At 58.8% G+C, this 19,004-nt stretch carries 24 protein-coding genes; 16 read left to right on the top strand and 8 right to left on the bottom strand.

All coding sequences use genetic code 11. The features are described from left to right. Nucleotides 1–26 precede the first annotated feature (26 nt). A complete protein-coding gene (locus CJU81_RS14045) occupies nucleotides 27–476 on the bottom strand; it encodes a winged helix-turn-helix transcriptional regulator (RefSeq protein ID WP_095037130.1) in 450 nt (149 codons plus the stop codon). 140 nt (nucleotides 477–616) lie between these two features. On the opposite strand from CJU81_RS14045, the gene CJU81_RS14050 reads away from it, so the two are divergent. From CJU81_RS14050 to CJU81_RS14060, 3 genes are all read left to right on the top strand, one after another. After that, nucleotides 617–1,825 (top strand): MFS transporter, encoded by a 1,209-nt coding sequence (locus tag CJU81_RS14050; protein WP_441007420.1) that lies wholly within the window; start codon nucleotides 617–619, stop codon nucleotides 1,823–1,825. Between the two features lie 176 nt (nucleotides 1,826–2,001). Next, entirely contained in the window at nucleotides 2,002–2,295 is a 294-nt protein-coding gene (locus tag CJU81_RS14055) for a type II toxin-antitoxin system RelE/ParE family toxin (RefSeq protein WP_095037132.1), read from the top strand. A 1-nt stretch (nucleotide 2,296) separates the two neighbouring features. Beyond that, nucleotides 2,297–2,593: an addiction module antidote protein gene (locus CJU81_RS14060; protein ID WP_095037133.1), complete on the top strand. Its 297-nt coding sequence runs from the start codon at nucleotides 2,297–2,299 to the stop codon at nucleotides 2,591–2,593. A gap of 1 nt (nucleotide 2,594) precedes the next feature. Here the strand turns inward: CJU81_RS14060 and CJU81_RS14065 are convergent, their stop codons facing one another. The 4 genes from CJU81_RS14065 to CJU81_RS14085 all read right to left on the bottom strand — a co-directional run bounded on the left by CJU81_RS14065 (nucleotide 2,595) and on the right by CJU81_RS14085 (nucleotide 6,304). Next, nucleotides 2,595–3,269 (bottom strand): MgtC/SapB family protein, encoded by a 675-nt coding sequence (locus CJU81_RS14065; RefSeq protein ID WP_095037134.1) that lies wholly within the window; start codon nucleotides 3,267–3,269, stop codon nucleotides 2,595–2,597. A gap of 81 nt (nucleotides 3,270–3,350) precedes the next feature. Then, nucleotides 3,351–4,364, bottom strand: coding sequence for a GlxA family transcriptional regulator (locus CJU81_RS14070; RefSeq protein ID WP_176464847.1), 1,014 nt, complete (start codon nucleotides 4,362–4,364; stop codon nucleotides 3,351–3,353). A gap of 262 nt (nucleotides 4,365–4,626) precedes the next feature. Continuing rightward, a complete protein-coding gene (locus CJU81_RS14080; protein WP_095037135.1) occupies nucleotides 4,627–4,851 on the bottom strand; it encodes a hypothetical protein in 225 nt (74 codons plus the stop codon). A 79-nt stretch (nucleotides 4,852–4,930) separates the two neighbouring features. After that, on the bottom strand, nucleotides 4,931–6,304 hold the full coding sequence (locus tag CJU81_RS14085) for an aminotransferase-like domain-containing protein (protein WP_095037136.1): 1,374 nt from the start codon (nucleotides 6,302–6,304) through the stop codon (nucleotides 4,931–4,933). 85 nt (nucleotides 6,305–6,389) lie between these two features. Here CJU81_RS14085 and CJU81_RS14090 point away from each other — a divergent pair, with 85 nt between their 5' ends. From CJU81_RS14090 to CJU81_RS14120, 7 genes are all read left to right on the top strand, one after another. Continuing rightward, nucleotides 6,390–7,355, top strand: a complete 966-nt coding sequence (locus CJU81_RS14090; protein ID WP_095037137.1) for a threonine dehydratase — start codon at nucleotides 6,390–6,392, stop codon at nucleotides 7,353–7,355. 15 nt (nucleotides 7,356–7,370) lie between these two features. Then, complete coding sequence (locus tag CJU81_RS14095; RefSeq protein ID WP_095037138.1) at nucleotides 7,371–7,826, top strand: GNAT family N-acetyltransferase; 456 nt, start codon at nucleotides 7,371–7,373, stop codon at nucleotides 7,824–7,826. Nucleotides 7,827–7,851: 25 nt separating this feature from the next. Continuing rightward, nucleotides 7,852–8,253 (top strand): hypothetical protein, encoded by a 402-nt coding sequence (locus CJU81_RS14100; protein ID WP_095037139.1) that lies wholly within the window; start codon nucleotides 7,852–7,854, stop codon nucleotides 8,251–8,253. 126 nt (nucleotides 8,254–8,379) lie between these two features. Next, nucleotides 8,380–8,724: a hypothetical protein gene (locus CJU81_RS14105; protein WP_095037140.1), complete on the top strand. Its 345-nt coding sequence runs from the start codon at nucleotides 8,380–8,382 to the stop codon at nucleotides 8,722–8,724. 33 nt (nucleotides 8,725–8,757) lie between these two features. Continuing rightward, nucleotides 8,758–9,312 (top strand): UPF0149 family protein, encoded by a 555-nt coding sequence (locus CJU81_RS14110; protein WP_095037141.1) that lies wholly within the window; start codon nucleotides 8,758–8,760, stop codon nucleotides 9,310–9,312. A gap of 106 nt (nucleotides 9,313–9,418) precedes the next feature. Beyond that, nucleotides 9,419–10,099 (top strand): GNAT family N-acetyltransferase, encoded by a 681-nt coding sequence (locus CJU81_RS14115; protein ID WP_095037142.1) that lies wholly within the window; start codon nucleotides 9,419–9,421, stop codon nucleotides 10,097–10,099. A 49-nt stretch (nucleotides 10,100–10,148) separates the two neighbouring features. Then, entirely contained in the window at nucleotides 10,149–11,000 is an 852-nt protein-coding gene (locus CJU81_RS14120) for a CAP domain-containing protein (RefSeq protein WP_095037143.1), read from the top strand. Nucleotides 11,001–11,080: 80 nt separating this feature from the next. Here CJU81_RS14120 and mqo read toward each other — a convergent pair whose 3' ends face one another. Continuing rightward, a complete protein-coding gene (gene mqo / locus CJU81_RS14125) occupies nucleotides 11,081–12,727 on the bottom strand; it encodes a malate dehydrogenase (quinone) (protein ID WP_095037144.1) in 1,647 nt (548 codons plus the stop codon). Between the two features lie 414 nt (nucleotides 12,728–13,141). On the opposite strand from mqo, the gene CJU81_RS14130 reads away from it, so the two are divergent. After that, nucleotides 13,142–13,501 carry a hypothetical protein gene (locus CJU81_RS14130; RefSeq protein ID WP_095037145.1) on the top strand — a complete coding sequence of 120 codons (360 nt, stop codon included), beginning with the start codon at nucleotides 13,142–13,144 and terminating at the stop codon, nucleotides 13,499–13,501. Between the two features lie 3 nt (nucleotides 13,502–13,504). Continuing rightward, nucleotides 13,505–13,687 (top strand): DUF1289 domain-containing protein, encoded by a 183-nt coding sequence (locus CJU81_RS14135; protein WP_095037146.1) that lies wholly within the window; start codon nucleotides 13,505–13,507, stop codon nucleotides 13,685–13,687. 5 nt (nucleotides 13,688–13,692) lie between these two features. On the opposite strand, the gene yghX is transcribed toward CJU81_RS14135, so the two are convergent. Next, nucleotides 13,693–14,577, bottom strand: a complete 885-nt coding sequence (yghX, locus tag CJU81_RS14140) for a YghX family hydrolase (RefSeq protein WP_095037147.1) — start codon at nucleotides 14,575–14,577, stop codon at nucleotides 13,693–13,695. A gap of 151 nt (nucleotides 14,578–14,728) precedes the next feature. Here yghX and CJU81_RS14145 point away from each other — a divergent pair, with 151 nt between their 5' ends. After that, entirely contained in the window at nucleotides 14,729–15,199 is a 471-nt protein-coding gene (locus tag CJU81_RS14145) for an FAD/FMN-containing dehydrogenase (RefSeq protein WP_095037148.1), read from the top strand. Between the two features lie 28 nt (nucleotides 15,200–15,227). On the opposite strand, the gene CJU81_RS14150 is transcribed toward CJU81_RS14145, so the two are convergent. Continuing rightward, on the bottom strand, nucleotides 15,228–15,917 hold the full coding sequence (locus CJU81_RS14150; RefSeq protein WP_095037149.1) for an HAD-IA family hydrolase: 690 nt from the start codon (nucleotides 15,915–15,917) through the stop codon (nucleotides 15,228–15,230). A gap of 204 nt (nucleotides 15,918–16,121) precedes the next feature. Between CJU81_RS14150 and aroE the strand changes: the two genes are divergently transcribed. From aroE to CJU81_RS14165, 3 genes are all read left to right on the top strand, one after another. Continuing rightward, nucleotides 16,122–16,937 carry a shikimate dehydrogenase gene (aroE, locus tag CJU81_RS14155; RefSeq protein ID WP_095037150.1) on the top strand — a complete coding sequence of 272 codons (816 nt, stop codon included), beginning with the start codon at nucleotides 16,122–16,124 and terminating at the stop codon, nucleotides 16,935–16,937. A 60-nt stretch (nucleotides 16,938–16,997) separates the two neighbouring features. Further along, the gene (locus CJU81_RS14160) at nucleotides 16,998–18,440 is read left to right on the top strand and encodes an MFS transporter (protein WP_095037151.1); all 1,443 of its coding nucleotides are present in this window, start codon (nucleotides 16,998–17,000) and stop codon (nucleotides 18,438–18,440) included. A 183-nt stretch (nucleotides 18,441–18,623) separates the two neighbouring features. Further along, entirely contained in the window at nucleotides 18,624–18,992 is a 369-nt protein-coding gene (locus tag CJU81_RS14165) for a DUF1640 domain-containing protein (RefSeq protein ID WP_095037152.1), read from the top strand. Nucleotides 18,993–19,004: the final 12 nt, after the last annotated feature.

Genomic DNA, 19,004 nt, shown 5'->3' on the forward strand with positions numbered 1-19,004 from the left:
CAACCCTGCGCAGTTAACAGGTTTGCTCACACCGGGTGTTTATTCACCCGGGTTTGCCCGGGGCCAACCACCCTGCCGTCCGCAGCAACAGGCTGCATGACAGCCAGCGGCTTTTGCGTGTCGATGTCCACTAACTGTGAATGCACCTCGTGCGGCGCAAACAGGTGCTGCTCGGCCCATTGGCGAAACGCCACAACCACCGGGAACAAGCTCTCCCCCTTCGCCGTCAGCACGTACTCCTGATACGCGGTTCCGTCTGACGCGGGCCGCACTTCAAAAATTCCCGCCTCGACCAGATGCTTCAGGCGGTTGGTCAGCACACTGCGCGCTACACCCAGGCCACTCTGGAAGTCGCCGAAACGCCGCACGCCATCAAAGGCATCGCGCACGATCAGCAATGACCAACGATCGCCAATCAAATCCACAGACCGCGCCACCGGGCAAGTCGGTGCAGGATCAACAGGCTGCTTTTGCATTCAGACTCCTCCGTTTGCCCTGCAAGTCAGGGCCAGCTCATGCAACAAGTTTCATTTTAAGACTCGTTACCTTAGAATGAAACCAGTCTTAATTTGAGACTAGATTACCGAGAGGTTTGCCCGTGCCCAATGACCTTCCTTTGACAGCCCCTGCGGCGCCCCCAACGCGTACACCTCAAGGCCTGGTCGGGCTGCTTGCCTGCGCCAGCGGCTTGAGTGTGGCGAATGTTTACTACGCCCAACCCCTGCTGGACCAGATGGCGGGCGACTTTGCTATCAGCACGGCTGCGGTCGGCGGGGTCATCACCGCTACCCAGGTCGGCAGCGTGCTGGCATTGCTGCTGATCGTGCCTTTGGGTGATCAGCTCAACCGCCGACACTTGATGCTGGTGCAGATAGGCGCATTGATTGCAGCGCTGTTTTGCCTCGGCATGACTCACTCTGCGGCGATTATGCTGCTGGCCATGCTGGCAGTCGGACTGCTGGGCACGGCCATGACCCAGGGCTTGATCGCCTTCGCCGCCGCAGCGGCCCGCCCGCGAGAGCGTGGCCGTGTGGTCGGTACGGTGCAGGGCGGGGTTGTGATTGGCCTGCTGCTGTCACGGCTGGCAGCCGGGGTGATTTGCGACCTGGCCGGGTGGCGTTGGGTGTATCTGGGCTCGGCGCTGGTGATGGCGCTGCTCGCCCTGATCCTGTGCAAAGTCTTGCCGGCACAGCGCCCTTCAACAGCGCCCATGGCCTACCCGCAATTGGTCTGGTCCATGTTCAGACTGCTCAAGGAGGATCCTGTGCTGCAAATCCGCGGCATGCTCGCCCTGTTTGTGTTTGCCGTACTGGGTATTTTCTGGAGCGCATTGGTATTTCTTCTGAGTCAGACGCCCCATGAGTTCTCACACACAACAATCGGCTTTTTTGGCCTGGTCGGTGTCGCGGGTGCGCTGGCAGCTTCACGTGCAGGCATCCAGGCAGATAAGGGGTTGGGGCAGCTCACTACCGGTCTGGCACTGGGGTTACTGATAGTGGCCTGGGTTGCCCTGTGGCTGACGCCTTGGTCATTGCTGTGGCTGGTGCTCGGCATTGTCATCCTGGACCTTGGCGCACAGGCCGTGCATGTCACCAACCAGAGCATGATTTTCAGCGCCCGATCCGACTCGCACAGCCGGGCTGTAGGCTGCTACATGCTCTTTTATGCCATTGGCAGCGGGCTGGGAGCACTGGCATCCACGGCCGTGCATGCCGCATACGGCTGGACCGGCGTATGCGTACTCGGCGCTGGCGTCAGCGTCGTCGCCCTTGGGTTCTGGGCTGTGACATTGCGTCATACACCAGCCATGGCCCTGCCAGCGTAGTCGCCTGCAACAAGGGCATGATTTGTCATGGCCGCACACCTATTTGAGCTGCTGCGATGAAGGCCGGTGGCTAGTCTTTTTCGAGACCACCACCCAAGCCGCAACCACTCATCGGAACAAAACATGAAGGTATATAACAAAGCTTGCAGAACGTCTCCAAATGGAGACAATCGTTTATGAACCACGAGATACGGCAAACAATAATTTTTGCTGATTGGCTGCTGAATTTAAGAGACATGCGTGCACGGATCGCCATCGCCCGAAGAATTGACCGGGTATCAACCGGCAACTTTGGTGACTTCAAATCCGTGGGCAATGGCGTATCTGAGCTGCGCATTGATATCGGCGCCGGCTATCGGGTGTATTTCACCCTGCGCGAAGTCTCGATCGTGATTTTGCTGGCCGGGGGTGACAAGTCCACACAGCCTGGCGATATCCGCCAGGCGCACAAATTGGCAAAGGAGATTTAGCATGACCACCACGCTGTTGCCCTTCGACATGGCACAACTGCTCAATAGCGATGAAGCCATCAGTGAATACCTGACTCAGGTGCTTGCCGACGGTGACACTGACGAACTTATCCGTGCCGTTGGCTACGTTGCAAAAGCCCGCGGCATGGGGCAGATAGCCAATGCCACCGGGCTTGGCCGTGCCAGTTTGTACAAGGCTTTCGCTGCAGGTGCCAAGCCCCGCTTTGAAACCGTGATCAAAGTGATGCACTCCCTGGGTATTGATTTGCAGGCTACTACTCAAAGCAACAGGCATTGAGTTAATGCGGCGCCGGCTCCTCCCTTACATCCGGAATCGTCAGTATCCGCTTCAGCAACTCGGCGGTCTCAACCCGGCTGGTTTTCTTGAACTCGATCGTGATGCTCTCAGTGCCCACCTCCGGCCCCTGCTCGACCAGCACCTGCTTGAGCCGCACCGCATCCGCGCCCAAAAACGCCTCAAGACTCTTACGACTGAGCACGCCAGTCGGCGCTACCAGCTTGATCACATGCACCTTTATATAATCGCGATAACGGTGCTCGATCGGCCCGATGGCAATCAAGATGGCCAGAATCAAAAGGGTTGCAGCCACACCCAGCACATACATGCCACCGCCAATCGACATGCCGATGGCCGCCACCGCCCACAGGCTCGCCGCCGTGTTCAACCCCTTGATCACTTCACCGCGCATCATGATCGACCCGGCCCCGAGAAAACCGATGCCGGTGACAATCTGCGCAGCAATCCGCGAAGGGTCCAGTTGCGTACCCGGCTGGGTCAACGCTTGCTGAAAGCCAAAGGCCGACACGGTCATAAACAAACATGCCCCGGTCGCCACCAACATGTGCGTACGCAAACCTGCGGTCCAGAATTGATGCTCACGCTGCAAACCAATCAAGCTGCCAAGTATCGCTGCCAGCAGCAAACGGCCAATCATTTCCCATTCTGAAATCATGCCAACCCCTCTAACCAGAGCATCTGCCTGCGCAGTAAGTGCCCACAGCATAGTCAAAGATCGGCAGTGTGCCGGGCCGCGTTATTTCACCAGGCGCACTTCCTTGGACGGCCGATAGCCGAAATAGGCGCTGTAGCACTTGCTGAAATGACTGGGCGAGACAAACCCGCAGGCCACCAGTACATCGACTTGAGACAGCTCGGTGTGCTGCAGCAACCGGCGCGCTTCGGTAATGCGCAATTCCAGGTAGTAACGTTGCGGTGTAGTGCCCAGTTGCTCCTTGAACAGGCGCTCAAGCTGACGTCGGGAACGGCCGGCATACACTGCAAGTTGCTCAAGCTCCAGGGGATCCTCGAGGTTGGCGTCCATCAGCTTGACCACTTCGCGCAAGGGCGCACTGACGCAGATATTTTCCGCCGGTTTGATCCGTCGGTAGCGTGACTCTTCAAACGCCAGAATATCCTCGATGCCCTCCACCAACGCCTTGTCATGCAGGCCCTTGATCCAGCCCAGAGCCATCTGGAAGGCCCCTGCGGGGCTGGAGGCGGTCATCCGGTCACGGTCGATGACATAGGGCTCACTGGTGACCTGCGCCGCCTTGGCCACTTCGGTCAGTGCCGGGCGATGCTCGGGGTGGATCGCGCAACGATAACCGTCCAGCACCCCGGCACTGGCGAGAAACCAGGCGCCATTCCATAGCCCGCCCAGCGTGATACCCGCACGCGCAGCAGCCCTGAGCAGGCTGATCAACTCATCGTTGAGCTTCAGCTCGGTCCGGTAACCCCCGCAGATCACCAGCAGATCCAGTTCATGGATCATCGCCGGATCAATACAGGCATCGGGGCGGATCACCAGGCCCAGATCGCTGACCACCTCACCGCCGCTCAAGCCATAGGTGCGCGAAGAAAACAAACCGGCACGCAGCAGGTTGGCAGTAATGATGGTGTCCAGCGCCTGGGTGAAGGCAGGTAGCGAAAAATGCTCCAGCAGCACAAAACCAGTGCGCACCATTGGACCTGGCTGCGTGGCACTGTCTTTGAGGTAGCGAAGGTTTTTACCCTGCATGCCGCTGCTGAACTGACGTCGCTCGATCAAGGCTGGATCCGTTTCTTGTGTATTTATTTGGCGCAATGCTAACCGCCGGCTAGCCAAAAAGCTTTAGCTGGTATGGCCTGTGCCTTTACCTGAGGAAAGCACCTGGCGCCTGCGGCACTGCAATGTGCGCCTGAACGGCCACGCATGCGCGGCGACGCTTTTTTCCTGCCAGACCGGCCAGCATTCAGCGCGTTTTTTCTCTACGCTGGCTTTGATACGCTCGTATCAGGCCAGGGATTTCGCTGAGATTGATCGCACCTTCTCAGAAAGTGTATTGCTTGAACAGTTCCTCTTTGATGATCAACAGCGCATCTTCGTAGTAGCGCTCGCCGCGAGCCTCACTGAGCAATACCGAGCGCACACTGCCCTCGCCTTCGGCGGGCGTGTGTTCGCAGGTCAGGTAGAACTCGGCGGTTTCAGGTTTGAATTCCAGGTAGTAGAACAACTCGCGACCTTCGCGGTGCCAGTAGCCGATTTCTCTGCGCATAGGGGTTCCTTGGTTAGCCAGATGAAAAGCCCCTCACCCTGACGCTCTGCGCCAGGGTGAGGGACTTGAATGGGGGACGCTAACGTTTGTTTGCGGGTTGCGGCCTGTTCCCTCTCCCTCCTGGAGAGGGCTGCAAACCCGCAATCCTCTCCAGCGCCACTTTCAGCGCCTGGACACTGGCAGCCGCCGTCAGGCTGATGCGCACCTCTTGGCCAGTAGTGGACTTCACCGCAAATACATCCGCCGGCACCACCTCAACGCCAACGGCGCGACACGCCTCGGCGCCGTCTTGCACTGTCACCCAGATATGCGGTGATGGCGTGTCTGTCTGATACATCGCAGCCCCCAAAAACTTCTTTGCCAGGCGCCAGCGCCGGCTCACTTCCAGGGTTTGCCACTCCACCCGCGCTTGTGCAGTGCCGTCACTGATCCAGTGGCAGGCGATGGCCTGGCACAGCGGTGATACGCCCCAGTGCGCCGACTGCGCATAGGGATCAATACGTGCCAGCAGCTGTGGGTTCGCAACAATCCAGCCCAGGCGCACTCCCGCTGCTACGGTTTTGGACAAACTGGTGACCAGCACGGCGAGCTCGGGCATAAAGCGATACAACGGCGGGCTGTCGGTCAGCGCACCATAGACATCGTCTTCAATCACCTGCACACCATGGCGCCGGGCGATATCGGCAATCGCCAGCCTGCGCTCAACGCTCATCACCGCCGAGGTCGGGTTTTGCAGGGTCGGGGTCAGTATGGCAACCCGTGCGCCCGTGGCGCGGATCATCCGGTCGAAGTCCTGCGCCAGGATCCCTTCCCTATCCATCGCGACGCCATGCATGGGCAAGCGCAACTGTGCGCAGGCTGCCTTGATACCCGGCGCGGTAAAGGCTTCAACCAGTACCGCATCGCCAGCCTGGCATAACGACAGAAGCACCGTAAACAGCCCTTGCTGGGCGCCGGTGCAGAGCATGATGTTGTCCACACTCAAGTCCAGCGCGCGGCCCTTGAGCCAGGCCGCACCCTGTGCCCGTGCCTGCAGCAGATCCGCAGCACTCAAATAACCCTGCAAGCGGATCGCCTGGCGACTGTCGAGCAACCAGGACAAGGCCAACCCATCGGCTTCGCCAAGATGGTCGATGGCCGGCACATTGGTTCGCAGGTCGATACGGGGGGTCTGCTCATCGGCGTGTTGCAGCCTGAACAGCGTCGCCTCCTGGCTGCTGGCCAGTACATAGGTGCCACGCCCTACCTCACCCGAAACCAGATGCCGCCTGGCCGCCTCGCGATAAGCCTGCATCGTGGTACTGGGGTTCCAGCCCAGCGCCCAGGCCAGACGCCGCTGTGGTGGCAAACGTGCACCGGGTTGCAGTTCGCCGCAGGCGATGGCCCGGGTGATTGCATCGACCAGCGCAAGATAGCGCGGCTGGTCTGTGTCATTGAGGGTTGGCATCCACATTTATTGTTGGCCATGCAATATAAGGGTCGGCCCATACAATGCGTCGTGTCTAGAATCGAGTCAAATCCCTCGATGACGGTGTGCCATGTTTGATTTGAATGCCCTTCGCCTTGCAGCCCATACCGTGCACCAGACCCTGGCGCCCACACCTCAACTGGCCTGGCCTGTGCTGACCGAACGCATGGGTTGCACGGTATGGGTCAAGCATGAAAACCACACCCCCACCGGTGCCTTCAAAGTGCGCGGCGGCCTGTTGTATGTGCAGGGTTTGCTGGCCCGCGAACCGGGCACCAAAGGCCTGGTCACAGCCACACGTGGCAATCACGGACAGAGCCTGGCACTGGCAGCGCGCAGCGTAGGTCTTCCAATCCGTATCGTGGTGCCACAAGGCAACTCGGTGGAAAAGAATGCCGCCATGCGAGCCCTCGGCGCTACCGTGATTGAATGCGGCAAGGATTTTGACGAGGCCCGCACCCATGCGGCGGTGCTTGCGCACACTTATAAATTGCACCTGGTCCCCGCCTTCCATCCCGACCTGATTCGCGGCGTGGCCACTTATGCGCTGGAGTTGCTTGAAGCAGTTGAAGAACTGGACACCGTGTATGTACCCATCGGCATGGGCTCGGGCATTTGCGGGCTGATCCAGGCCCGCGACTTGCTGGGTCTGAACACCGAGATTGTCGGTGTCGTGTCCGCGCATGCCGATGCCTATGCGCAAAGTGTCGAGCAGGGCCGTGTGGTCTGCACCGATTCTGCCCACACGTTTGCTGACGGGCTGGCTTGTCGCCAACCGCTGCCCGAGGCGCTGGAAATTATTGCCAACGGCGCGGCGCGGGTGATTCGGGTGTCCGACCAACAGATCGCCCATGCGATTCGGGTCTACCATGAAACCACCCATAACACCGCTGAAGGCGCAGGAGCCGCCGCGCTGGCCGGCCTGATCAGCGAGCGCTCAAGGCAGAAAGGTCGCCGGGTTGCAGTGATCCTGAGCGGCGCCAACATTGACCGCCTGCTGTATGCCACCATTCTGGCCAACAGCGCTGACGCATAACATAAAGGAGTGTGTATGCAGTACCTGATTCGCCGCGCTACACCGGGCGATGCCCAGGCCATCAGCAAGGTGGTGATCGCCGCCTTGCGCCAGTCCAATGCCCGGGACTATGCCCCCGAGGTGATCGCCCGGATCGAACTGAACTTCAGCCCGGCGGCGATTCTGAAGCTGATGCAGCAGCGACAGATGTATGTGGCCGTACACGAACAACATGTGGTGGGTACTGCCAGCCTGGATCAGACGGTGGTGCGCAGTGTTTTCGTCAGCCCGCAGCATCAGGGCCGAGGCATAGGCCAGCAATTGATGGCGCGCCTCAAAGAAGCGGCCATTGTTGCGCAGGTTGAAGAACTGCGGGTACCCGCCTCGCTGACCGCTGAATCCTTCTACGCGCAACTGGGCTATGCGAAAGTTCGCGACGAGTTCCACGGGGCCGAGCGCACTGTGATCATGGCCCTGCGTCTGGACGACTAAATCCCGGGACAGATATGCTGAGGCCATGACGCCTTCCGTGACGCTGCGCTCACCCTGCCCACCCGGCGCCTGCATCTGCGAGCGGGAACAACTGCTGGCGGCGCCTGCATCGGACCTGCGCATCTTCAACCTCACCCGCCAGGCTGAAAAAGTACTGCTGGAGCGGCTGGAGAATATCCAGAGCTTCGATGATCTGGAACATATGCGCCGACGAATGCGCGAGCAATTGGGTATCCAGGTACTGATCGACCCCGGCGTCACCGAAGTGCGTACCATGCGCGGCATTGCCATCCACCTTGCCGAGCAGCCGGGGCTGTGCCGAAAAACCCGGCAGGCAATTCCGGCCGCCATCCGCCGGGCATTGGAGAAACGTCCTGAAATAGCCTGGAAACTGCTGGATGGTCACGGCTTGTTTCGCGACCCTTGAATCGGCTCCAAACAAGGGCTTTACCCCCTGAAAAGGTCATAATTAGCGGTATATGAACAAATTCGCTTGCCATAACCCGAATAGCTGCCCTATAAGCGCGTCTTTTAAATTAACAGAGTCATACCAATGAGTGCCGGATTCACCGAGGACGACATGCGCAGAGCGCTCGGCCTTGATCTGCCTGCTGCCCCGGTTCAACCTGAAGTTGAACCCGCCCCTGCCAAAACCATCCCGGTCCCGAAAAAAGCTGCGGCACCTGCCAAAGCCCCTTCACCTGTGCCGAAAAAGCGCAGCGGCCCGATCCTGCGCGTCACCATGCGGGTGACCAAGGTGTTTGACGGCGATGAAAGCCTGTTTGTCCACGACTCCAAGGATTTGAGCCGATTCAACGCCGAGCAAGAGGCGAAAAAAGCCCTGGCCAAGGCTGGCTTTAAATACTTTGAGCTCGATTCTATCGTTTCGGTCGACTGACTACGCACTGCCGCCCCACCCAAGGAGCCGAACATGCAATCGCAACCACTGAATGCCAGCGACTTTGAAGTGATCGAGAACACGCTGCTCAAATACGGCGACGATCACTCCGTACTTAACCCTTCGGAGCTCGACGGATATTTCACTGCTCTGGTTTCCAGCCCGACGCAAGTGGATATAGCCGACTGGTTCCCGGCAATCTGGGGCGGTCAAAACCCGGCCTGGGAAAGCCCTGAAGAAGCCAAACAGTTCATCGAACTGAGTGTGCGCCATATCAATACCCTGGCCCGGCAACTGGCTGAGGACAGCAGCGCATTTACTCCGCGTTTCGAGCAGACCGAACATCTGGGCCAGGACGTAACCCTGGCTGAAGAATGGTGTTTCGGTTACACCCGCGCGGTGGCCATCAGTAACTGGCCAGCACTACCGGCGCCGCAAGCCCGCTTGCTGCAAGCCATTGCCGACTGCGCCGAGCTGGACAACTTTGAACTGCCCGAAGACCTCGACGTAGCCGCCCATCAGCAGAGCGTCGCCGCCATTACCCCGGCCGCCCGCGCGCTGCATGACTTCTGGTTGAGCCAGCGCTGACCTGCCAACCCTTGTAGTCGCTGCCGAGGAACGAAGGCTGCGAGCTTTTAAAGATCAAAAACTCGCAGCCTTCGTTCCTCGGCAGCGACTACAGAGATTAAGCCACATGACCACCCTCACCCATTTCGACACCCCGGTCAGCGAGCCGATCAACAGTCAGATCCTGCAACTCGTGGTCGATCACCTGAGTGATATCAGTGCGATGGAAATCGCCCCGAGCAATCTGCTGTACAGCATCTATCAATACGCCATCGGCTTTGAAGTGCACTTGTACCTGCAGGCACTCGATGGATCCAAAGGCATTGCCGTTGAGTTGATTGTCGCGACTGATGCCCAGGACCCGCAAAAAGTGACCGGTTTCGCCCTGTACTTGCCCGTCAAGGATGATCCGCAGGCCTGCGGCATTGCCTACATGGCCGAGTTGGCCAGCCACCGGCACCTGGACGTGACCCGGGCAATGGTCGAGGCCATCGTGCGCCGCTACCCCCATACCGAACTGACCTGCAGCGTGAGCAAAGCCCCGGCATTTGCCGCGATGGGCCTGAATGTCATCGGCACGCGCGGCCCGCAAGTGCTGATGAACACCTGCGAGCACAGCAGCGACGGCCTGATGGCGGTACTCGATGTTGCAGCGATCTACCAGTCCACCGAAGTGCGCCAGATCCATACCTACCTGCTGCAACGCAACGGCAAAAAGGCCATGCTCGACGCCGAGAAGAAACGTGATCGCCAGATCGATCAGCTGACCGCCAGGGCAAATGCCTTCGTGGCACAGGTAAAAGACTAACCGGGCGAAATAACGCATCATGGGCGCACTCCGTTTAGAGGGAACCCGTATGCGTGCTCACTTCACCCTGAACCGTCTCGGCGCCTTGACCCTGGGCCTGGCGTTCAGCGTTGGCGCCGTGGCCAGCGAAGAATCGCAACTGATCGACTCGATCAATACCTACCGCAGCCAGATTCAACTGTGCGCAGGGCAGCCATCGCAAGAGTTGCCGCCGCTGTCGGCCGACACCCGGCTGGTGCTGCCTGCCAGCAGCTTCGGAGATTTACAGGAGGCGCTGGGCCGGGCGGCCTATCCGATGGTCAACGTGCAGGCCATCAACCTGAACGGTCCCCGCGATGCCCAGGCCGCCATGAAGGCCGTGCAAGAGAGCTTCTGCCGTGTCGTGCTGGACCCGCAATTTGTCGATATCGGTGTCAGCCATGACCAGCGCGAATGGCGTATTGTGCTGGCCCGCCCGCTGCTGGCGGCACGTCTGGGCGATTGGCAGGCCGAAGGCCAGAAGGTCCTTGAGCTGCTCAACAGCGCCCGCACCCAGCCCCGTCAATGCGGCACCCAGGCCTTCGCCCCTGCTGCACCACTGACCTGGAACACTACCCTGGCCAGCGCTGCCCAGAACCACTCGCGGGATATGGCCAATAACAACTATTTTGATCACAAGGGCCGCGATGGCAGTACGCCCGGGGATCGTGCAGAACTGGCGGGCTATATCGCACAGCAGATCGGTGAAAACATCGCCGCCGGGCAGGACACCACGCGCAAGCTCGTCGACGGCTGGCTGGCCAGCCCTGGCCATTGCGCCAATGTGATGAACCCCGAGTTTCGCGAACTGGGCGCTGCCTACGCAACGGACCCGAAAAGTGATGCTGGAATTTACTGGACGGCCCTGTTCGGAACGCAGTGAGGTAGTGCGGGGAGGTTAAGCGAGGCAGTCACGCGAGATAAAGCGGCCCCACCCGAACAGCGTCGGGCGGGGCCGTTTTTTTACAGGGCCATATCAGCCGCTGGATTGCTTGGCGCAGGCTTGGCCGGCGCTTCAGCAGGTGGTGCAGTGTGAGTCGCCGCCGGGATTGCCGGTGGTGGAGTCAGTTTCAGGACTTCAGCCGTGTAGGCCCACTCTTGAGCAACGCGATCAGGATCGCCGTTCAGCTTGGTGCCATAACTCGGCACGATCTGGTGCAGCTTGGCTTGCCATTCTGGTGTCGCAACCTTGTCCTTGAACACGGTTTCGAGCACGGTCAGCATGATCGGTGCAGCAGTGGAGGCACCCGGGGATGCGCCCAACAGACCGGCGATGCTGCCATCTTTGGCGCTGACAATCTCGGTACCGAGTTTCAGCACGCCGCCCTTCTCTTCGTCACGCTTGATGATCTGCACACGCTGACCGGCCTGCCACAGGCGCCAGTCTTCAGACTTGGCGTTCGGGAAGTACTCTTTCAGAGCATTGAAGCGGTCTTCGTCCGACAGCATCAACTGGCCGGCCAGGTACTCAACCAGTGGGTACTGTTCGATGCCGACTTTGGTCATTGGCCAGATGTTGTGGGTCGTGGTGCTGGTCAGCAGGTCGAAGTACGAACCTTCTTTCAGGAACTTGGTCGAGAAAGTCGCAAACGGGCCAAACAAAATCACGCGCTTGCCATCCAGCACGCGGGTGTCCAGGTGCGGAACCGACATCGGTGGCGCGCCAACCGAAGCCTTGCCGTAGGCCTTGGCCAGATGCTGCTCGGCAACGGTAGGGTTTTCGGTAACCAGGAAGGAGCCGCCCACCGGGAAGCCTGCGTATTCCTTGGCTTCAGGAATGCCGGACTTCTGCAACAGGTGCAGGGCACCGCCGCCAGCGCCGATAAAGACGAACTTGGCGTCAGTTTCGGTTTTAGTGCCATCTTTCAGGTTTTTGTACACCACGCGCCACGAACCATCTTCATTGCGCTTGATGTCTTCAACTTCGCTCGACAGTTTCAGCGAGAAGTTAGGCTTGGTTTGCAGGTAAGCCGCGAACTGGCGCGTAATTTCGCCGAAGTTCACGTCAGTGCCGATCGGAGACCAGGTAGCCGCGACTTTCTGGTTGGGATCACGCCCTTCCATCATCAACGGAACCCACTTCTTGATCTGCACCGGGTCTTCGGAGTACTGCATGCCCGCGAACAGAGGGCTGGCTTGCAAGGCTTCGTAGCGCTTTTTCAGGAACTTGATGTTGTCATCGCCCCACACAAAGCTCATGTGCGGCGTGGAGTTGATAAACGAACGCGGATCTTTCAGCACGCCGTTCTTGACTTGCCACGACCAGAACTGGCGCGATACCTGGAAGGCTTCATTGATTTCAATGGCCTTCGGGATTTCAACGTTGCCGTTCTTGTCTTCTGGCGTGTAGTTCAATTCGGCCAGGGCCGAGTGGCCCGTACCCGCGTTGTTCCAGCCGTTGGAGCTTTCCAGGGCAACGCCGTCAAGACGTTCGATCATCTCCATGGACATGCCCGGTTCCAGCTCATTGAGCCAGACACCCAGAGTAGCGCTCATGATGCCGCCGCCGATCAGCAGTACATCCACGTGTTTAGGTTCTGCCGCGTGCACGGAGGTAATCCCCATGGTCAACGCCAGGCCCAGTAGCCCCTTGTTTACTTTTTTAAACATGTTGTAGTACCTAAGATAAAACGCCATCTACCCGTCATGCAGAACATGAAGTATCTCGACCCACCACAAGCCTGTGGCCTGCGATCGAGCCATCCCTCAACTCCACAACGGGCAGATATATAAGGCCTGTGCACGTTACAGACCTCACTCTATGTACCTTGGGCGCTGATCTTTTGTTGATTTTGGTTTCAGCTACTTGGGTAACATTTTTTGCTACAGCGAATGCGACTCCCTTGATGTCCGGCCTGCTCGCGGTTCCTTCCGGGGAACCTGCGTGGACATGACGCTCCAGGGCGGCCAGCCGACTTACCGCGACATTCTACCTCAGGTGGCACTTTGGGCGAAGCATCAGTATCCAAGCTTCGCGCTCAGGTATAATCGCGCTTTTGCCCCGCCTATCAACAGGATTCACCCATGTCTTTAAGCAAGCGCACCCAGGCACAGATCGAACGTCGCCTGATCACCTCCCTGACCGAGGCCTGTGAAACCGCCAAATCACAGATCCCGGGGTTTGTCTGGCTGACTCATGTGGTCGACTACGAGGCCTTCCCGGCCAGCCTGAAGGTAATTTGGGTATTCGATACGCAAGCCAGCAAAGACTTCGCCCTTGCCGATGGCGAGGCGCGCTATATGGGAGAACTGACGGCCCATGCACTGACGGATGCCGGCGTAAAGGTGCGTAACGGCTCGGCCCATGTGTTTTTCGATTCACAAGAAGAGTGCCAGCGCAGCTGTGGTGGCAACTGGCCAAAACGTCTGGCCCAGAAGAACTGAGCCGTGGCAAAAGACATTGAAAACCCGTGCATTGCGGTTTGCCAGCTCAGCGGCGACTTGTGCGTAAGTTGCGGGCGCACCAAGGAAGACATCCGCAAGTGGCGAGGCATGAAGCGACCTGAAAAAATGGCCGCCGTGCAGCGCGCCAGCACCCGGCTCAAAAGCTTGCGTAAAAAGAACAGCTGAGCCGGTTACGTCAGGTACTTGCCAAACCAGGCCAGGGTTCTGTCCCAGGCCAGCGTCGCCGCGGCTTCATCGTAGCGTGGCGTCGAGTCGTTATGAAAACCGTGGTTTACCCCCGGGTAAACATGCGCTTCATAGACTTTGCCGTTGGCCTTCAAGGCCTGTTCAAAAGCTGGCCAGCCCTCATTGATCCGTGTATCCAGCCCCGCGTAGTGCAACATCAACGGTGCCTGGATACGGCTGACCTCATCGGCGCCGGGCTGACGCCCGTAAAACGACACTGCAGCCCCCAACTCCGGGTAGGCCACTGCCGCCGCATTGGCCACCCCGCCGCCATAGCAGAACCCGGTAATGCCCACTTTGCCGGTGCTTGCATCGTGGTGCATCAACCACTCCACCGCGGCAAAAAAGTCATTCATCAGCTTGGTCGGGTCGACTTTTTGTTGCAGCGCCAGGCCCTGCTCGTCATTGCCGGGATAGCCGCCCACCGATGTCAAGCCATCGGGAGCCAGGGCGATAAATCCGGCCTTGGCCAGACGCCGGGCGACATCTTCGATATACGGATTGAGCCCGCGATTTTCATGCACCACCACGACTGCCGGCAACTTGCCCTCAGCCTTGGCCGGCCGCACCAGATAACCACGCACCTGGCCATTGCCGTTGGGCGAGGGATACATCACATACTCGGCAACGATCGCCGGGTCAGTAAAAGACACTTGTTCGGCCAGCGCGTAGTTGGGGCAGAGCGCCGTCAGCAGCGAAAGCGCGGTGCCGCCCACAGTGAGCAGCGCGGCACGATCAAGGAATTCGCGACGGTTGATCTGACCATGAGCGTAATAGTCATAAAGCTCAAGCAATTCGGGGGCAAAGTCTTTCGCGGTAAGACGCGTCATCTGTGCATTTCCTTGGGCGGGTTGCACTTAACCATAGAGCAATTTGTAGCTAAATGCGTCTCAGAACTTTTACCTGGCGCTGTGGGATACCATGCAGGCCATGCCTGCAACCTGTCAGGCCAGACCTAGTTAACTGAAGGGGTATCAAACGGTGAGAATTGCACTTGTGCTGCTGTTGAGCGCGTGTTCCATGCTGGCCCAGGCCGCGAATATTGGCGAACGCCTGACACCCTGGACCCTGAACGACCAGCACGACCAACCCTACACCCTGAACGAAAAAACCCGGGTGCTGCTGGTAGCGCGCAATATGGACGGTTCCAAGCTGGTCAAGGCTGCGCTGGAAAACCAGGCCAAAGGCTACCTGGAAGCGCGCAATGTGGTGTTCCTCGCCGACGTGCAGCGCATGCCTTCGCTGATTGGCAAGTTCATTGCCATCCCGGCCATGCGTGACTACAGCTACCGGGTTGTCCTCGACCGCGACGGCGCAGTGGCCGCCCAGTACCCTGGCGCCGAAGACAAGGTACTGTGGCTGCAACTGGACAACGGCAAACTGGTGTCGCAGCAAGAGTTTGCCAGCGCTGACCCATTGCGTGAAGCGCTGGAAAAACTGCCGGTGCAATGATCCGGGGTAACAGGGATTTGGCTAGCCCTTAGCGCATCGGCGGCAAGCCATAAGCCGCCAGATCAAAGTCAGCCAGCTGGCGGATAATCTGGTCGGCGTGGTGGTATTTGCTGTCGGCCATGGCTTCATCAGGTACGGCAATGGCAGTCATGTTGGCCGCTTTGGCAGCCGTCACGCCGAAGGGCGAATCTTCGAATACCAGGCAGTGCCCGGGCGCAACACCCAGGCGCCGCGCCGCCGTCAGGAAGATATCCGGCGCAGGCTTGGCGGCGCCGACTTCAGGGTCGTCAGCAGTGACGATGGTGTCAAACAGATCAAACCACTCACCATGCAAGGTGGTTTTGTCGGCAAAGGAATGCTGCGATGAACTGGTGCCCACGGCTATCGGGATATTGTGCGCCTTCAAATGCCGCACCAGCGCCTCGGCACCCGGCATACCCGCGGCCTTGGGGAAGCGTTCTTTTAGTAGCGGCTCGCGGATAACCAGAAATTCCTGCGCGGTAATCGGCAACTCCAGCGCATTGACCAGAAATTCGGCCAGGTCCAGGGCGCCGCGGCCGATGATGTGCTGCTTGATACTCCAGTCATAAGTGCGACCGTAGCGTTCGGCGATGATCTGTGTCACTTCGGTGTAGATACCCTCTGTATCCAGCAGCAAACCGTCCATATCGAAAATCACGGCCTGGATAGGGCCGACAGCAGCACGCGGTGTAGTCATCACAACAAATCCGTTGGCAGGAAGGATTCAGCACCATAACACCGGGAGAGGTTTAATGGGCTGCACACATCGTCAATCGCCCGGGCCCAAATGGTGATCAACATCCGTGATCACAACATCACCATATACGATTGGCACACGGCGCAGGAGGGGTTGAAAGTGGGCTTATTGCCCCACTCATAAATCCAATACAAGGAGGCACGCATGCCCCAGTCCCTGCCAACCCTGTGCGGTTCGATCATGGGCTCGCCCTTTTCCCTCTCTGCGAAAATCCACAATGCGGCCTATGCGGCCCTGGGTCTGGACTACACCTTTGTCTGCTTTGGCATTGAAGATCCGGTGGCTGGCGTTGCAGCCATCCGCGCACTGGGTGTGCGCGGCATGAACGTATCCATGCCCTACAAAACCGTGGTGATGGAGCATCTGGACGCGATCGATGAATCCGCGCTGGTGATTGGCGCGGTCAATACCATCAATAACATCGACGGCGTACTCACCGGTTACAACACCGACTACCTGGGTGCAGTGCGCGCCCTGCAAGAAGTCTGCGAGCTCACTCACCAGCGTGTTGCCGTGATCGGCGCCGGTGGCGCAGCGCGGGCCGTGGTCTTTGGCTGCCTGCAAGCAGCAGCCCGGGTCACGGTGTTCAACCGCAGCAGCGAACGGGGCAAGGCCCTGAGCGCAGACCTGGGTGCGCACTGGGGCGGCAGTATCGAGGCCTTTGCCGCGCAGGATTTCGATATCGTGATCAATGCCACCAGCGTGGGCTTCAAGCAGCCCGACAGCAACCCGCTGGACGGGTTGCTTGCCAGCCATCTGATCGTCATGGACGTGGCCTTTATGCCCGTTCACACCGCCCTGCTGCTGCAAGCCGCGGCATTGGGCTGCCGTACTGTGCCCGGCACTCGCATGCTGGTGCAGCAGGCCTGCCGGCAAATCGAGTTGTACACCGGCATGGAGGCACCCATCGACATCATGGAGCAGGCCATGCTCGACGAAATCCAGAGGTTGAAATTGTAAGAAATCCTGCTGCCTATCGATAACAAGATGCCGTAAAGGCACCTACCAGAAGGTACCAACATGACTCACGATCACTCTACATCTGACATTGATTTGGTCCCCGAAAGCCCGGAACACAAAAAAGACCTGCACCGCGCAGCCTGGGCCTGCTCCCTTGGCAGCGCGCTGGAGTACTACGACTTTGCCCTCTATACCCTGGCAGCAGCGCTGATTTTCGGGCCGCTGTTCTTTCCTGAACAAACCCGCACCATGAGCCTGATTGCCAGTTTTGGCACCTATTTCCTGGGTTTTGCGATACGGCCATTGGGCGGTGTGCTGTTCGGCATGATCGGCGACCGCGTGGGGCGCAAGTTCGTGCTCACTTCCACGGTGTTGCTGATGGGTATTTCCAGCACCCTGATCGGCGCCTTGCCCACATTTAATCAAGTCGGCTACCTGGCCCCGGTGCTGCTGGTGGTGCTGCGCTTGCTGCAGGGCCTTGGTGCAGGTGCCGAGCAGGCCGGCGCGGCAGTGATGATGACCGAGTATGCGCCTGCGGGCCGACGCGGTTTTTATGCCGCCCTGCCGTTCCTTGGCATTCAACTGGGTACCATCCTGGCCGCGCTGGTGTATTTCATGGTGATCAGCAGCAGTGACAACGTGCTCGAAAGCGGGTTGTGGCGCATACCGTTTTTCAGCAGCGTGGTGATCGTCGCCCTGGGCCTGTACATGCGTCTGTCGCTCAAGGAGTCGCCGACCTTTATCCGCCTCAAGGCGCTCAAACGCGTGTGCGACAATCCGCTTAAAAGCGCGATGAAACACTCAAAACCCACCCTGCTGCTGGGCATCGGCCTGCGCCTTGGGGAAAACGGCGGCTCTTCGATTTATCAGGCCCTGGCAGTCAGTTACATCGTCGGCGTGGTCGGCCTGCAAGGGCCGGTGGGTGTACTGACACTGATCTGCGCCGCCAGCCTGGGCGCACTGACTGTGCCGATTGCCGGCAAACTCAGCGACCGTTTTGGCCGTGTAGTGGTGTACCGGGCCTTTGCCCTGCTGCAACTGGCACTGGCCTTCCCGGTGTGGTGGGTACTGAGTCAGGGCAATGTGGTGGCGAGCATCATTGCCATCTCCATTGCCCTGGGCATCGGCACCTGGGGTATGTTTGGCACCCAGGCTGCGCTGATGCCGGAGCTGTTCGGCTCGCGCCACCGCTATATGGGCGTTTCCATTGCCCGTGAAGCTTCTGCGGTGATTGCAGGCGGCATAGCTCCGCTGATTGGTGCCGGCCTGATTGCCCTGGTCGTGGCCAGCCATGATGGCGATGCCAATGCAGGCATCGGTGCCTGGCTGCCGATTGCCTGCTACCTGTCGCTCCTGACGTTGATCACCCTGTACACCACCTTTAAAACCCCGGAAACCCTCAACCGCGACCTGGACGAACCGCGTGATGCCTGGGAAATACTGCACGCTCAGATTGAGCAAAATCTGACGCCGCAGCCTGTCGCGCCTTCTCTGCCAGGATAAGTCTCGAACAACCCGCAAAAAAGCCGCTCTTGCCAGCGGTTTTTTTATGGGTCGCTTACGGATGACATAACTGCCAGAAACGGCTGACTTTATTGTTTGGTGGGTTAAGCAGAGTATTTGGTTCGGACCCGTCTCTGCCATCAGGTGGAGATCTTGGCGCAGTTGCCAATCGCAGGAGGCGAAATGAAGCAGTCGATCACCCTGTATGACGCGCTGACATCGATCAGCATGCCCTCAAACAAAGCCAAGGCAGTCGTTGATGCCTGGGAGTGTGATGTGGAAAAGCTCGCATCCAAATCTGATCTTGCACAAACAGAAAAACACCTCAAAACCTCCATTTCAGAGCTGGGCGCAGAGCTGCGCGCTCTCATCAAGGAGCAAGGTGCCGAGCTTCGAGCGTCCATAAAGGAACAAGGTGCAGACCTGCGTACTTCAATATCGACGCTGGAAGCCCATAACAAGATTGTTAAATGGCAATTCGGCATCCTTTTTATTTGTATCAGCGTGCCAACCATCAAAATGGGATATGAGTTTCTGACCGGGTCTTTATAAGTCAATAGCCCT

The sequence above is a fragment of the Pseudomonas fragi genome (assembly GCF_002269505.1).
In the GTDB taxonomy this organism is placed as follows: Bacteria; Pseudomonadota; Gammaproteobacteria; order Pseudomonadales; family Pseudomonadaceae; genus Aquipseudomonas; species Aquipseudomonas fragi_D.

Bases quoted from the DNA above. Each gene is read 5' to 3' on its own strand.
- CJU81_RS14045 (WP_095037130.1), bottom strand. From the start codon at position 476: ATGCAAAAGCAGCCTGTTGATCCTGCACCGACTTGCCCGGTGGCGCGG.
- CJU81_RS14055 (WP_095037132.1), top strand. From the start codon at position 2,002: ATGAACCACGAGATACGGCAAACAATAATTTTTGCTGATTGGCTGCTG.
- CJU81_RS14060 (WP_095037133.1), top strand. From the start codon at position 2,297: ATGACCACCACGCTGTTGCCCTTCGACATGGCACAACTGCTCAATAGC.
- CJU81_RS14065 (WP_095037134.1), bottom strand. From the start codon at position 3,269: ATGATTTCAGAATGGGAAATGATTGGCCGTTTGCTGCTGGCAGCGATA.
- CJU81_RS14080 (WP_095037135.1), bottom strand. From the start codon at position 4,851: ATGCGCAGAGAAATCGGCTACTGGCACCGCGAAGGTCGCGAGTTGTTC.
- CJU81_RS14085 (WP_095037136.1), bottom strand. From the start codon at position 6,304: ATGTGGATGCCAACCCTCAATGACACAGACCAGCCGCGCTATCTTGCG.
- CJU81_RS14090 (WP_095037137.1), top strand. From the start codon at position 6,390: ATGTTTGATTTGAATGCCCTTCGCCTTGCAGCCCATACCGTGCACCAG.
- CJU81_RS14095 (WP_095037138.1), top strand. From the start codon at position 7,371: ATGCAGTACCTGATTCGCCGCGCTACACCGGGCGATGCCCAGGCCATC.
- CJU81_RS14100 (WP_095037139.1), top strand. From the start codon at position 7,852: ATGACGCCTTCCGTGACGCTGCGCTCACCCTGCCCACCCGGCGCCTGC.
- CJU81_RS14105 (WP_095037140.1), top strand. From the start codon at position 8,380: ATGAGTGCCGGATTCACCGAGGACGACATGCGCAGAGCGCTCGGCCTT.
- CJU81_RS14110 (WP_095037141.1), top strand. From the start codon at position 8,758: ATGCAATCGCAACCACTGAATGCCAGCGACTTTGAAGTGATCGAGAAC.
- CJU81_RS14115 (WP_095037142.1), top strand. From the start codon at position 9,419: ATGACCACCCTCACCCATTTCGACACCCCGGTCAGCGAGCCGATCAAC.
- CJU81_RS14120 (WP_095037143.1), top strand. From the start codon at position 10,149: ATGCGTGCTCACTTCACCCTGAACCGTCTCGGCGCCTTGACCCTGGGC.
- mqo (WP_095037144.1), bottom strand. From the start codon at position 12,727: ATGTTTAAAAAAGTAAACAAGGGGCTACTGGGCCTGGCGTTGACCATG.
- CJU81_RS14130 (WP_095037145.1), top strand. From the start codon at position 13,142: ATGTCTTTAAGCAAGCGCACCCAGGCACAGATCGAACGTCGCCTGATC.
- yghX (WP_095037147.1), bottom strand. From the start codon at position 14,577: ATGACGCGTCTTACCGCGAAAGACTTTGCCCCCGAATTGCTTGAGCTT.
- CJU81_RS14150 (WP_095037149.1), bottom strand. From the start codon at position 15,917: ATGACTACACCGCGTGCTGCTGTCGGCCCTATCCAGGCCGTGATTTTC.
- aroE (WP_095037150.1), top strand. From the start codon at position 16,122: ATGCCCCAGTCCCTGCCAACCCTGTGCGGTTCGATCATGGGCTCGCCC.
- CJU81_RS14160 (WP_095037151.1), top strand. From the start codon at position 16,998: ATGACTCACGATCACTCTACATCTGACATTGATTTGGTCCCCGAAAGC.
- CJU81_RS14165 (WP_095037152.1), top strand. From the start codon at position 18,624: ATGAAGCAGTCGATCACCCTGTATGACGCGCTGACATCGATCAGCATG.